Origin of the sequence: Pseudomonas sp. Leaf59, from assembly GCF_920984685.1 — a bacterium.
Lineage (GTDB): Bacteria > Pseudomonadota > Gammaproteobacteria > Pseudomonadales > Pseudomonadaceae > Aquipseudomonas.
The window spans coordinates 345,494-357,785 of the sequence record NZ_CAKLBR010000002.1 but is presented as its reverse complement, the minus strand read 5'-3'; the positions used below and the strand labels follow the sequence as shown (position 1 = coordinate 357,785).

The window sequence follows — 12,292 nt, the reverse complement described above, 5'->3', positions numbered from 1 at the left end:
ATAGCCGATTAAGACACTTTTATAAAAAACTGTACACAATAATTTCAACAGGAGCCCAGTTCACTGTAGGAGCGAGCTTGCTCGCAAAAAACGTCAACGATGATGCGCTGTTGGAGCAGGAAAGGGCTGCCCTTCAGATCTTCGCGAGCAACGTCGCTCCTGCAGTAGCTTTTCTGTGGATTAACTGACCAGTTGGGCAAGTTTCTTGCAGTGATTGAATCAGGAAAAAATGCAGAAATGCAGGCTTACAAATTCCACGAAAAGTTGTATACAATCACGCATTGCTGTGACGCCACCCAGTATTTTCAAGGCCTTGCCGCCACACACCTGCTACCACGCACAAGAAGGAAGACTGCAGTGAGCGCTGACTACCCACGCGACCTGATCGGTTACGGCAGTAACCCTCCTCACCCCCACTGGCCGGGCGAGGCACGTATCGCGCTGTCGTTCGTGCTCAACTACGAGGAAGGTGGCGAGCGCAATATCCTGCATGGCGACAAAGAGTCCGAAGCCTTCCTTTCGGAAATGGTCTCGGCCCAGCCGCTGCAGGGCGCGCGCAACATGAGCATGGAGTCGCTGTACGAATACGGCAGCCGTGCCGGCGTGTGGCGCATCCTCAAGTTGTTCAAGCAGTTCGATATCCCGCTGACCATCTTCGCGGTGGCCATGGCCGCCCAGCGCCACCCGGACGTGATCCGTGCGATGGTCGACGCCGGCCACGAAATCTGCAGCCACGGCTACCGATGGATTGACTACCAGTACATGGACGAGGCGCAGGAGCGCGAGCACCTGCGCGAAGCGATCCGCATCCTTACCGAGCTGACCGGTGAACGCCCGTTGGGCTGGTACACCGGCCGCACCGGCCCCAACACCCGGCGGCTGGTGATGGAAGAAGGCGGTTTCCTGTACGACTGCGACACCTACGACGACGACCTGCCCTACTGGGAACCGAACACCCCCACCGGTAAGCCGCACCTGGTGATCCCCTACACCCTCGACACCAACGACATGCGCTTTACCCAGGTGCAGGGTTTCAACAAGGGCGATGACTTTTTCGAGTACCTCAAGGACGCCTTCGATGTGCTCTACGCCGAAGGCGCCGAGGCCCCGAAAATGCTCTCCATCGGCCTGCACTGCCGCCTCATCGGCCGCCCGGCACGCCTGGCCGCGTTGCAGCGGTTTATCGAATACGTCAAAGGCCATGAACAGGTGTGGTTTACCCGTCGCGTCGATATCGCGCGACACTGGCACGCCACCCACCCGTACACGGGAGTTGCGAAATGACCGCCTTCAACACGCTGAAACCCTCGAGCCTGAGCCGCGAGGCGTTCGTCGCCGCGTTTGCCGATATCTATGAGCACTCGCCCTGGGTGGCCGAAAAGGCCTTCGACCTGGGCCAGGATGCGTCCATCGACCAGATTGAAACCCTGCACCAGCGCATGAGCGATATCCTGCTCAGCGCCGATCATGCCAGCCAGTTGGCCCTGATCAACGCGCACCCGGACCTGGCCGGCAAAGCCGCCGTGCAGGGCCAACTGACCGAAGCCAGCACGAATGAACAGGCTGGCGCCGGTATTCACCAGTGCACGGCCGAAGAGTTTTCCCGCTTCACCGAGCTGAACCAAGCCTACAAGACCAAATTCAAGTTTCCCTTCATCATGGCGGTAAAAGGCAGCAACCGGCACCAGATCCTCGCTGCGTTCGAAACGCGCATTCATCATTCGGCGGACACCGAATTCAAATGCGCACTGGACGAGATCAACAAAATCGCGTTGTTCCGTTTACTCACCCTTTGAAGACCCGCCCCAGCCACTCAACTCAAGGCAGACAAGAAGAATGAAAGCTCACGCCGTACCTTTCGAGAAGTTCGTCAACCTCGCCGACGCCCGCCTGGGCACCCGGATTCTTTCGGTGACCGATGACTGGTTCGCCGACGCCAATCGCCTGTTCCAACCTACCCCGGCCGTGTGGAAGGAGGGCGTGTTCGATGACAACGGCAAGTGGATGGACGGCTGGGAGTCGCGCCGCAAGCGCTTCGAAGGCTACGACAGCGCGGTGATTCAGCTGGGCGTGCCCGGTTCGATCAAGGGCGTGGACATCGACACCTCATTCTTCACCGGCAACTACCCACCGTCGGCGTCCCTCGAAGCGTGCTTCCTCGCAAGCGGCGAGCCGGATGACAACACCCAATGGGTTGAGATCCTGTCGGCTGTCGAGCTACAGGGCAACAGCCATCACTTCCATGAAATCAACAACGACCAGGCGTTCAGCCACCTGCGCTTCAATATTTACCCGGATGGCGGCGTGGCCCGCCTGCGGGTGTACGGCGTGCCGTTCCGCGACTGGTCGGCGGTGGGCGACAACGAACAACTCGACCTGGCCGCGGCCTTGAATGGCGGTCGTGCGCTGGCCTGTTCCGATGAACACTTCGGACGCATGAGCAACATCCTCAACCCTGGCCGTGGCGTCAACATGGGCGATGGCTGGGAAACCGCGCGTCGTCGCACGCCCGGCAATGACTGGGTGATCGTTGCCCTGGGGCATGCTGGCGAGGTCGAGAAAATCATCGTCGACACCCTGCACTTCAAAGGCAACTACCCTGACACTTGCTCGATCCAGGCTGCTTTCGTGAAGGGCGGCACCGACAGCCAGATCGAAACCCAGTCGTTGTTCTGGCGCGAACTGCTGCCGGCACAGAAGCTGGAAATGCACGCCGAGCATACGTTTGCCGAGCAGATCAAGGCATTGGGGCCGATTACCCACATTCGCTTGAATGTGTTCCCGGATGGTGGGGTGAGTCGCCTGCGGGTTCTCGGCAAGGTAGCGAAGTAAGCGTTGAAACCATTCGCGAGCAAGCCCGCTCCCACATTTGAAATGCTTTCCCCTGTGGGAGCGGGCTTGCTCGCGAAGGCGTCAGACCAGACAACACAGCATTCGGATAAGAGACAGCCATGCGCACACTGATGATCGAACCCCTGACCAAAGAAGCCTTCGCCCCTTTCGGTGACGTTATCGAAACCGACGGCAGCGATCACTTCATGATCAACAACGGGTCGACCATGCGCTTTCACAAGCTGGCAACGGTAGAAACCGCCCAGCCTGAAGACCACGCAATCATCAGCATCTTCCGCGCCGACGCGCAGGACATGCCCATGACCGTGTGCATGCTGGAGCGACACCCGCTGGGCAGCCAGGCCTTCATTCCGCTGCTCGGCAACCCCTTTCTGATCGTGGTCGCGCCACTTGGCGATGCACCTGTATCGGGCTTGGTCCGCGCCTTCGTCACCAACGGCAGGCAGGGCATCAATTACCATCGCGGCGTCTGGCACCACCCGGTGCTGACGATCGAAAAGCGGGATGACTTCCTGGTGGTTGATCGCAGTGGCACCGGCAATAACTGCGATGAGCATTTTTTTCAAGAGGATGAGCGGTTGATCCTCGCCCCCCACCAATAAGAGAAGGCCGGATCACCCGACAACAAGGGTGACAGGCGAGAGGTAAAGACTGTGGAAGCACATCTGTTGGAATGGCTGAATCTCAGCGTGCGCTGGGTTCACATGATCACCGGCGTCGCCTGGATCGGCGCTTCTTTCTACTTTGTCTGGCTGGAAAACAACCTCAACCGCGTCAACCCCAGGGACGGCCTGGCCGGCGACTTGTGGGCGATCCACGGTGGCGGTATCTATCACCTGGAAAAATACAAACTGGCCCCGCCGACCATGCCGGACAACCTGCACTGGTTCAAATGGGAAGCCTATTTCACCTGGATGTCGGGCGTTGCGCTGCTGTGCGTGGTGTTCTACTGGAACCCGACCTTGTACCTGCTGGCGCCGGGCAGCAGCCTCAGCGGCACCGAAGGCGTGTTGCTGGGCATCGGCTCGCTATTTGCCGGCTGGTTCATCTACTCGTTTCTCTGCGACTCGGCCCTGGGCAAGCGCCCCGCCCTGCTCGGCCTGATCCTGTTCGTGCTGTTGATTGCAGCGGCGTACGGCTTCAGCAAGGTCTTCAGTGGCCGTGGCGCCTACCTGCACGTGGGTGCGGTGATCGGCACGATCATGGTGGGCAACGTGTTCCGCATCATCATGCCCGCCCAGCGCGCACTGGTGGCGGCCATCGCCGAGCACCGCACACCCGACCCGGCGCTGCCGGCCAAGGGCTTGCTGCGCTCGCGCCACAACAACTACTTCACCTTGCCGGTGCTGTTCATCATGATCAGCAACCACTTCCCGAGCACCTACGGCAGCCAGTACAACTGGCTGATCCTGGCAGGGATTGCGGTGGCGGCCGTGTTGGTGAGGCATTACTTCAACACTCGGCACAACAGCCAGAAGTACGCATGGACCTTACCGGTGGGTGCCCTGGCGATGATTTGCCTGGCGTACGTGACCGGGCCCAAGCCAGCGGTGGACGTGGCCAAGTCGCCGGCTGCCATCGAGTACCAGCCGTTGCCGGAAACCGCGCTGGGCGGTGGCGTGAAACCCGCCGCGCCCGCCGCACCACCTGTCGAACCGACACCGGCCCAGGCTGCCATCGATTTCGGCCAGGTGCACAGCGTGATCGAACAACGCTGCACCGTGTGCCATTCGGCCAGGCCCACCAGCCCGTTGTTCAGCACTGCGCCAGCCGGGGTGATGTTCGACACCCCGGCGCAGATCCAGCAGCAGGCCGCACGCATCCAGGCACAGGCCATTGCCAGCCCGATCATGCCGCTGGGCAACATCACCCAGATGACCCAGCAGGAGCGGGATTTGATCGGCACCTGGATCAGCCAGGGCGCGCACATCAACTGACAGGCTGACGCAGATCCAATGGTGGGAGCGGGCTGCTCGCACAGGGAAGAGTGTTTGTTCGCTCATGATGCGCGCTACCCAACCCGTGCGCCGCAACGGCGCACTTGAGCCAGGGTGCGCGAGTCAGTATTCTCCGCGCCCGCTCGAATTGATTGCCACTGCCTGCCTTGGCGCGGCTCTTGCTATCAGTATCAAAGCTGACCGATCAGACGATTTTTGCAGCAAACCCAAAGGCGCCACACCAGAGCGCCATTAGCAGAAACACACCACCTTAAACTCGGGAGCACCGAATGAAATCTATGTTCAAAGGCCTGATGCTGGCAGGATCCCTGCTGGCCGGCGGCCAGGCCATGGCCGATGATTTGCTGCAGTGGCAGAACAACAGCCTGACCTACCTGTGGGGCAAAAACTTTACGGTCAACCCGCAGATCCAGCAAACCGTGACCTTCGAACATGCCGACGCCTGGAAATACGGCGACAACTTCTTCTTCCTCGACCGCATCTTCTACAACGGCAAGGAAGACGGCAACGTCGGCCCGAATACCTACTACGGCGAGTTCAGCCCGCGCCTGTCATTCGGCAAGATTCTGGACAAGGACCTGTCGCTCGGCCCGATCAAGGACGTGTTGCTGGCCTTCACCTACGAGTTCGGCGAAGGCGATAACGAGTCCTACCTGCTCGGCCCGGCCTTTGATTTGAACGTCCCCGGCTTCGACTATTTCCAGCTGAACTTCTACCAGCGCCAGACCGAAGGCAATCGCCCGGGTGACGGTGTCTGGCAGATCACGCCGGTGTGGGCCTACACCCTGCCGGTGGGCAACTCGAACATCCTGATTGATGGTTTCATCGACTGGGTGGTGGACAACGACCGTAACGCCCGCGGCACTTACCACGCCAACCTGCACTTCAACCCGCAGGTAAAATACGACCTGGGCAAGGCGCTGCACTGGGGCGAGAAACAACTGTATGTCGGCTTTGAGTACGACTACTGGAAGAACAAGTACGGCATCGAAGACTCCGGCGCGTTCAAGACCACCCAGGACACGGCGAGCTTTTTGGTCAAATACCACTTCTAAACGTTGATTGCGGGCAGGCCGAGGAATCGGGTGATTTCCTCGCGCTTGGCCAACGCATCACGCCTGCCCAACTCAATCAACTCGCTGCAATAACCCGCTTCGAACAGCAAGTAACTCAACACCCCCGCCCCGCTCGTCTTCGTCGCCCCCGGCCCCTTCAGAAACACCCGCAGCGCCGCCGGCAATTCCTGGCGATGCCGCGCGGCAATTTCATCGATCGGCTGGCTGGGCGCGATCACCAGCACCTCCACTGCCGCAACGCCGGGCGCGGCATGACTGAACTGGTTCAAGCGCTCCAGCAACTCGATATCGCTCTCCAGGCTGTCGATGAACGTGCTGTTGAGCATATGCCCGCCGATCTGCGCCAGGGTCGGCTGCTGGCCGGTAAAACTGCGCGGCATCGACGGTTCATGACTGCGTAGATTGCCGCTGACGCCCACCACCAGTACCCGGCTGGCGCCCAGGTGCAGGGCCGGACTGATCGGGGCGGATTGGCGCACCGCGCCGTCGCCAAAGTATTCCTGGTCGAGTTTTACCGGAGCGAACAGCAAGGGGATCGCGGAGCTTGCCAGCAGGTGCTCGACGGTCAGTTGCGTGGGGACGCCGATGCGCCGGTGGCGCAACCACGCCTCAATGGTGCCGCCGCCCTGATAGAAGGTCACCGCTTGCCCGGACTCATAGCCAAACGCTGTGATCGCAACCGCATGCAGGTGCTTGTTGCGGATCGCCTCATCGATGCCCGGCAAGTGCAGTTTGTCCTGCAACAGGTCGCGCAGGGGCGAACTGTCGAGCAACGCCACCGGACATTGCCGGCCAAGGCCGAGCAGGCTGTGGATGAAAAACCGACTGGCCTGGCGCATCACCCCGGGCCAGTCGCTGCGCACCACCTGATGGCTGCCAAAACCCTGCCAGAACGCCGTAAGCCGTTGGATCGCCGCGCGAAAATCCATCGCGCCACTGGCCAGGCTCACCGCATTGATTGCCCCGGCCGAGGTGCCGACGATTACCGGAAACGGATTGGGCGCACCGGGCGGCAACAGTTCGGCAATCGCCGCCAGTACCCCCACCTGATAGGCCGCTCGCGCCCCGCCGCCGGAAAGAATCAAGCCTGTGACCGGTTCGGCTGAACGCATTGCATCACTCCATGTGGGGGAAAATGGCGGTTATCGACGGCGTTTTTCGTACAGTTTGGGCTCGCCCGGTGGCCGGCTCTTGAAGCGGCGGTGGGTCCACAAATATTGCTCGGGACATTCACTCACAGCAGCCTCGACCCACTGATTGATGCGCAGGCCGTCGACTTCATCGCTCTCGCCGGGGAAGTCGGTCAATGGTGCGTGGATCACCAGACGATAGCCGCTGCCGTCGGCCAGACGCTCCTGGGTGAACGGCACCACCAGCGCCTTACCGAGTTTGGCGAACTTGCTGGTGGCGGTGACGGTGGCGGCCTGGATGCCGAACAGCGGCACGAAAACGCTCTGCTTGGCGCCATAGTCCTGGTCCGGCGCGTACCAGATGGCGCGCCCGGCGCGCAGCAGCTTGAGCATGCCGCGCACGTCTTCACGCTCCACCGCCAGCGAGTCAAGGTTGTGCCGCTCGCGGCCACGGCGCTGGATATAGTCGAACAGCGGGTTGCCGTGCTCGCGGTACATACCGTCGATGGTGTGTTTCTGGCCGAGCAGGGCCGCGCCGATTTCCAGGGTGGTGAAGTGCAGGGCCATGAGGATGACGCCCTTGCCGTCCAGTTGCGCCTGCTTGAGGTGTTCAAGCCCTTCGACGTGAGCCAGACGCGCCAGGCGCTGGCGCGACCACCACCAGCTCATGGCCATTTCGAAAAAGGCGATGCCGGTGGAGGCGAAATTTTCCTTGAGCAGACGCTTGCGCTCCCGGGCGGACTTCTGCGGGAAGCACAGCTCGAGGTTGCGCGCGGCAATGCGGCGACGCTCGCCGGCCACGCGGTACATGCCCGCACCCAGCAGGCGACCAATGGTCAACAGCGCCCGGTACGGCAATTGGGTGACCAGCCACAGCAGGCCGAGCCCCAGCCATAGCAGCCAAAAACGCGGGTGAAAAAATACAGCTCGAAAACGCGGGCGATCCATTACAGATTCCGGTAAAGACAGGGCCGCGCATTCTACAACGGTTCGACTCGGCTTGCGGCCAGTGGATGTTCTCGTTATAAGTCTCGACACTTTTCGTGACAAGCCGCTTTTGCCGACCATGAGCCAAACCGAACCGCTAGACCAAGATCCCGTGTTCCAGCTGAAAGGCAGCATGCTCGCCATCACCGTGCTGGAACTGGCCCGCAACGACCTCGACGCCCTGGACCGCCAGCTCGCCGCCAAGGTCGCCCTCGCGCCGAACTTCTTCAACAATGCCCCGCTGGTACTGGCCCTGGACAAACTGCCCGCCGGTCAGGGCGCTGTCGACCTGCCCGGCCTGATGCGCGTCTGCCGCTCCCACGGCTTGCGTACCCTGGCAATTCGCGCCAGCCGGATCGAAGACATTGCCGCGGCCATCGCAATTGAATTGCCAGTACTGCCACCGTCCGGCGCACGCGAGCGTCCGCTGGATCCAGGCGAAGGCGAGGTGAAGAAAAAACCGGAAAAACCGGCGGAACCGCTGATCAAGCCTACAAAGATCATCACCACCCCCGTACGCGGCGGGCAGCAGATTTACGCCCAGGGCGGCGACCTTGTTGTAGTCTCCTCGGTCAGTCCCGGCGCGGAACTTCTCGCCGATGGCAACATCCATGTATACGGTCCGATGCGCGGCCGTGCGCTCGCCGGCATCAAGGGTGATACCAGGGCCCGTATTTTCTGCCAGCAGTTGACCGCTGAGCTGGTATCCATCGCGGGTCAGTACAAGGTTGCCGAAGATTTACGCCGCGACCCGCTGTGGGGGGCCGGGGTACAGGTCAGCCTGTCGGGCGATGTGTTGAACATCACCCGTCTTTAACGGATACTGCCGCATTTTCCAAGCATCTCTAGACTCTGATAGCAAAGCGAAACCGGCAATACTTGCGTAGGAATAACTGAAAGTTGGCGTCCCCCGTGGAAACCGAGTCTTTTTCCTACACAGGCTGTCCGCCTGCAGCGAGTTTCAAGAGATGTTTTTCAGGGGCTGAAAAGTCCTTTTTCCTTAGGGGTGAAACACCTTGGCCAAGATTCTCGTGGTTACATCCGGCAAGGGTGGTGTGGGTAAGACCACCACCAGCGCCGCTATCGGTACCGGCCTCGCACTGCGCGGCCACAAGACAGTCATCGTCGACTTCGACGTCGGTTTGCGTAACCTCGACCTGATCATGGGTTGCGAGCGCCGCGTGGTGTATGACTTCGTCAACGTGGTAAACGGCGAAGCCAACCTGCAGCAGGCCCTGATCAAGGACAAGCGCCTTGAGAACCTGTACGTGCTGGCCGCCAGCCAGACCCGTGACAAGGACGCGCTGACCAAGGAAGGCGTAGGCAAAGTCCTCGCCGAACTGAAGGAAACCTTCGAATACGTGGTGTGCGACTCCCCGGCCGGTATCGAAACCGGTGCTCACCTGGCGATGTACTTCGCCGATGAAGCCATCGTGGTCACCAACCCGGAAGTGTCGTCGGTACGTGACTCGGACCGCATGCTCGGCCTGCTGGCCAGCAAGTCCCAGCGCGCCGAGAAAGGCGAAGAGCCGATCAAGGAACACCTGCTGCTCACCCGCTACAACCCTGAGCGCGTCAGCAATGGCGAAATGCTCGGCGTGGAAGACGTCAAGGACATCCTCGCGGTGACGCTGCTGGGTGTGATCCCGGAATCCCAGGCGGTGCTGAAGGCGTCCAACCAGGGCGTGCCGGTGATTCTCGATGACCAGAGCGACGCCGGCCAGGCCTACAGCGATGCGGTTGACCGCCTGTTGGGCAAGACCGTTGACCATCGCTTCCTCGACGTCAAGAAGAAGGGATTCTTCGAGCGTATCTTTGGAGGCAATTGAACAATGAAATTTCTCGACTTCTTTCGCGCCAACAAAAAGCCAAGTACCGCGTCGGTCGCGAAAGAGCGTCTACAGATCATCGTGGCGCACGAACGCGGCCAACGCAGCACCCCGGATTACCTGCCGGCCTTGCAGAAGGAACTGGTTGAAGTGATCCGCAAGTACGTCAATATCGGCAACGATGACGTGCATGTCGCCCTGGAAAACGACGGCAGTTGCTCGATTCTGGAACTCAATATCACCCTGCCTGATCGTTGATCGAACAGGCGGCCGCTGCGGCGGCTCGGTCACCTTGATCCCTGTAGGGGAACCGGGTGGTCGAGCCGCCGTTGGCGTTTGTTACGAGGCTGTTTAATGCCGCTGTCCAACATCCATATCCTGCATCAGGATGCCGCCGTCCTGGTGGTCAACAAACCTACCCTGCTGCTCTCGGTGCCCGGTCGGGCCGACGACAACAAAGACTGCCTGATCACCCGCCTGCAGGAAAACGGCTACCCCGAAGCGCGCATTGTGCATCGCCTGGACTGGGAAACCTCGGGGATCATCCTGCTGGCGCGGGACGCGGATTCCCATCGCGAACTGTCTCGCCAGTTTCACGACCGCGAAACAGAAAAAGCCTACACCGCCCTGGCCTGGGGCCAGCCGGCACTGGACAGCGGCAGCATCGACCTGCCCCTGCGCTATGACCCGCCGACCAAGCCGCGCCACGTGGTGGACCACGAATTCGGCAAGCACGCGCTGACCTTCTGGAAGGTGCTGGAACGTTGCGGCGACTGGTGCCGCGTGGAGCTGACACCCATCACCGGGCGCTCGCACCAGTTGCGCGTGCACATGCTCTCGATTGGCCATCCGTTGCTGGGCGATGGCCTGTACGCCCATGAACAGGCCCTGGCCGCATGGCCGCGCCTGTGCCTGCACGCGAGCATGTTGAGCTTTACGCATCCGCAGAGCGGCGAGCGGCTGCGCTTCGAGTGCCCCGCCCCGTTCTAAAGCTGCCAATGCATTAAAAATGTGGGAGGGGGCTTGCTCCCACATTTGTACTGTGCACTTCTGACAATCGGACGGTAAACTCCGCGCACTGCTGTCTGGAGCTATTTATGCGCGAAGCGTTGAATCAAGGCCTGATCGACTTTCTCAAGGCCTCCCCTACTCCCTTTCATGCCACTGCCGCCCTCGCCCAGCGTCTGGAAGCGGCCGGCTACCAGCGTCTCGACGAGCGCGACACCTGGGCCACCGAGGCCAACGGTCGCTACTACGTCACCCGTAACGACTCCTCGATCATCGCCTTCAAGCTCGGCCGTCAGTCGCCGCTGCAGGACGGCATCCGCATGGTCGGCGCCCACACCGACAGCCCGTGCCTGCGTGTCAAGCCTCAGCCCGAGCTGCAACGCCAGGGTTTCTGGCAGTTGGGCGTGGAAGTCTACGGCGGCGCACTGTTGGCACCGTGGTTCGACCGCGACCTGTCGCTGGCCGGCCGCGTGACCTTCCGCCGCGACGGCAAGGTCGAGAGCCAATTGATCGACTTCAAGCTGCCGATTGCCATCATTCCCAACCTGGCCATTCACCTGAACCGTGAAGCCAACCAGGGCTGGGCGATCAATGCCCAGACCGAATTGCCACCGATCCTTGCGCAGTTTGCCGGTGACGAGCGTGTGGACTTTCGCGCCGTGCTCACCGATCAACTGGCCCGCGAACACGGCTTGAACGCCGATGTGGTGCTTGACTACGAGCTGAGTTTCTACGACACCCAAAGCGCGGCCGTGATTGGCCTGCACGGCGACTTCATCGCCGGCGCGCGCCTGGACAACCTGCTGTCGTGCTATGCCGGCCTGCAGGCCCTGCTCACCAGCGACAGCGACGAAACCTGCGTGCTGGTGTGCAACGACCACGAAGAAGTCGGCTCCTGCTCGGCCTGCGGTGCCGATGGCCCGATGCTCGAGCAGACCCTGCGCCGCCTGTTGCCCGAAGGCGAAGCGTTCGTGCGCACCCTCCAGAAATCACTGCTGGTGTCGGCGGACAACGCCCACGGCGTGCACCCCAACTATGCGGAAAAGCACGACGCCAACCACGGCCCCAAGCTCAATGCCGGCCCGGTGATCAAAGTCAACAGCAACCAGCGCTATGCCACCAACAGCGAAACCGCAGGCTTCTTCCGCCACCTGTGCATGGCCCAGGAAGTGCCGGTGCAGAGCTTCGTGGTGCGCAGCGACATGGGCTGCGGCTCGACCATCGGCCCGATCACTGCCAGTCACCTGGGCGTGCGCACCGTGGACATCGGCCTGCCGACATTCGCCATGCATTCGATCCGCGAGCTGTGCGGCAGCCATGACCTGGCGCATCTGGTGAAGGTACTCGGCGCGTTCTACAGCAGTCGCGACCTGCCCTGATGTGGAAGGGGGCTTGCCCCCTCCCTCAGAGGTTCTGTGTGCACCTGACCTGCACTGTCGTGCACAAGACTT

At 61.2% G+C, this 12,292-nt stretch carries 13 protein-coding genes; 11 read left to right on the top strand and 2 right to left on the bottom strand.

Translation table 11 applies throughout. The features are described 5' to 3' along the window. Positions 1–357 precede the first annotated feature (357 nt). The 6 genes from puuE (at position 358) to LUB09_RS03260 (ending at position 5,866) form a co-directional block, all read left to right on the top strand. Positions 358–1,284 (top strand): allantoinase PuuE, encoded by a 927-nt coding sequence (gene puuE, locus LUB09_RS03285; protein WP_209983364.1) that lies wholly within the window; start codon positions 358–360, stop codon positions 1,282–1,284. Next, positions 1,281–1,796, top strand: coding sequence for a 2-oxo-4-hydroxy-4-carboxy-5-ureidoimidazoline decarboxylase (gene uraD, locus LUB09_RS03280; RefSeq protein ID WP_209983366.1), 516 nt, complete (start codon positions 1,281–1,283; stop codon positions 1,794–1,796). Before puuE ends, uraD begins: the two co-directional genes overlap by 4 nt. Before the next feature lie 40 nt (positions 1,797–1,836). Continuing rightward, entirely contained in the window at positions 1,837–2,832 is a 996-nt protein-coding gene (gene alc / locus LUB09_RS03275; protein WP_209983368.1) for an allantoicase, read from the top strand. Positions 2,833–2,951: 119 nt separating this feature from the next. Then, positions 2,952–3,455, top strand: a complete 504-nt coding sequence (locus tag LUB09_RS03270; RefSeq protein ID WP_209983370.1) for an ureidoglycolate lyase — start codon at positions 2,952–2,954, stop codon at positions 3,453–3,455. A gap of 51 nt (positions 3,456–3,506) precedes the next feature. Further along, a complete protein-coding gene (locus tag LUB09_RS03265) occupies positions 3,507–4,790 on the top strand; it encodes a urate hydroxylase PuuD (RefSeq protein ID WP_231421607.1) in 1,284 nt (427 codons plus the stop codon). Between the two features lie 290 nt (positions 4,791–5,080). Next, a complete protein-coding gene (locus LUB09_RS03260) occupies positions 5,081–5,866 on the top strand; it encodes an outer membrane protein OmpK (protein WP_231421606.1) in 786 nt (261 codons plus the stop codon). On the opposite strand, the gene LUB09_RS03255 is transcribed toward LUB09_RS03260, so the two are convergent. Together LUB09_RS03255 and LUB09_RS03250 are read right to left on the bottom strand one after the other, a co-directional pair. Then, positions 5,863–6,999 carry a patatin-like phospholipase family protein gene (locus tag LUB09_RS03255; RefSeq protein ID WP_231421604.1) on the bottom strand — a complete coding sequence of 379 codons (1,137 nt, stop codon included), beginning with the start codon at positions 6,997–6,999 and terminating at the stop codon, positions 5,863–5,865. The two genes, LUB09_RS03260 and LUB09_RS03255, sit on opposite strands and share 4 nt — an antisense overlap. Before the next feature lie 30 nt (positions 7,000–7,029). Further along, on the bottom strand, positions 7,030–7,965 hold the full coding sequence (locus LUB09_RS03250) for a lipid A biosynthesis lauroyl acyltransferase (RefSeq protein WP_209983377.1): 936 nt from the start codon (positions 7,963–7,965) through the stop codon (positions 7,030–7,032). A 118-nt stretch (positions 7,966–8,083) separates the two neighbouring features. Here LUB09_RS03250 and minC point away from each other — a divergent pair, with 118 nt between their 5' ends. The 5 genes from minC (at position 8,084) to LUB09_RS03225 (ending at position 12,220) form a co-directional block, all read left to right on the top strand. Continuing rightward, on the top strand, positions 8,084–8,821 hold the full coding sequence (gene minC / locus LUB09_RS03245; protein ID WP_231421603.1) for a septum site-determining protein MinC: 738 nt from the start codon (positions 8,084–8,086) through the stop codon (positions 8,819–8,821). Positions 8,822–9,020: 199 nt separating this feature from the next. Beyond that, positions 9,021–9,833 (top strand): septum site-determining protein MinD, encoded by an 813-nt coding sequence (gene minD, locus LUB09_RS03240; RefSeq protein ID WP_057008132.1) that lies wholly within the window; start codon positions 9,021–9,023, stop codon positions 9,831–9,833. A 3-nt stretch (positions 9,834–9,836) separates the two neighbouring features. Continuing rightward, entirely contained in the window at positions 9,837–10,091 is a 255-nt protein-coding gene (gene minE, locus LUB09_RS03235; RefSeq protein ID WP_003175252.1) for a cell division topological specificity factor MinE, read from the top strand. 96 nt (positions 10,092–10,187) lie between these two features. Then, positions 10,188–10,823 (top strand): RluA family pseudouridine synthase, encoded by a 636-nt coding sequence (locus LUB09_RS03230; protein ID WP_209983381.1) that lies wholly within the window; start codon positions 10,188–10,190, stop codon positions 10,821–10,823. Between the two features lie 107 nt (positions 10,824–10,930). Further along, positions 10,931–12,220, top strand: coding sequence for a M18 family aminopeptidase (locus tag LUB09_RS03225; RefSeq protein ID WP_209983383.1), 1,290 nt, complete (start codon positions 10,931–10,933; stop codon positions 12,218–12,220). Positions 12,221–12,292 lie beyond the last annotated feature (72 nt).

Excerpts from the sequence above, each read along its gene's own strand:
- minE (WP_003175252.1), top strand. The coding sequence starts at position 9,837 with ATGAAATTTCTCGACTTCTTTCGCGCCAACAAAAAGCCAAGTACCGCG.
- LUB09_RS03250 (WP_209983377.1), bottom strand. The coding sequence starts at position 7,965 with ATGGATCGCCCGCGTTTTCGAGCTGTATTTTTTCACCCGCGTTTTTGG.
- LUB09_RS03230 (WP_209983381.1), top strand. The coding sequence starts at position 10,188 with ATGCCGCTGTCCAACATCCATATCCTGCATCAGGATGCCGCCGTCCTG.
- LUB09_RS03255 (WP_231421604.1), bottom strand. The coding sequence starts at position 6,999 with ATGCGTTCAGCCGAACCGGTCACAGGCTTGATTCTTTCCGGCGGCGGG.
- LUB09_RS03270 (WP_209983370.1), top strand. The coding sequence starts at position 2,952 with ATGCGCACACTGATGATCGAACCCCTGACCAAAGAAGCCTTCGCCCCT.
- uraD (WP_209983366.1), top strand. The coding sequence starts at position 1,281 with ATGACCGCCTTCAACACGCTGAAACCCTCGAGCCTGAGCCGCGAGGCG.
- alc (WP_209983368.1), top strand. The coding sequence starts at position 1,837 with ATGAAAGCTCACGCCGTACCTTTCGAGAAGTTCGTCAACCTCGCCGAC.
- minC (WP_231421603.1), top strand. The coding sequence starts at position 8,084 with ATGAGCCAAACCGAACCGCTAGACCAAGATCCCGTGTTCCAGCTGAAA.
- LUB09_RS03260 (WP_231421606.1), top strand. The coding sequence starts at position 5,081 with ATGAAATCTATGTTCAAAGGCCTGATGCTGGCAGGATCCCTGCTGGCC.
- LUB09_RS03225 (WP_209983383.1), top strand. The coding sequence starts at position 10,931 with ATGCGCGAAGCGTTGAATCAAGGCCTGATCGACTTTCTCAAGGCCTCC.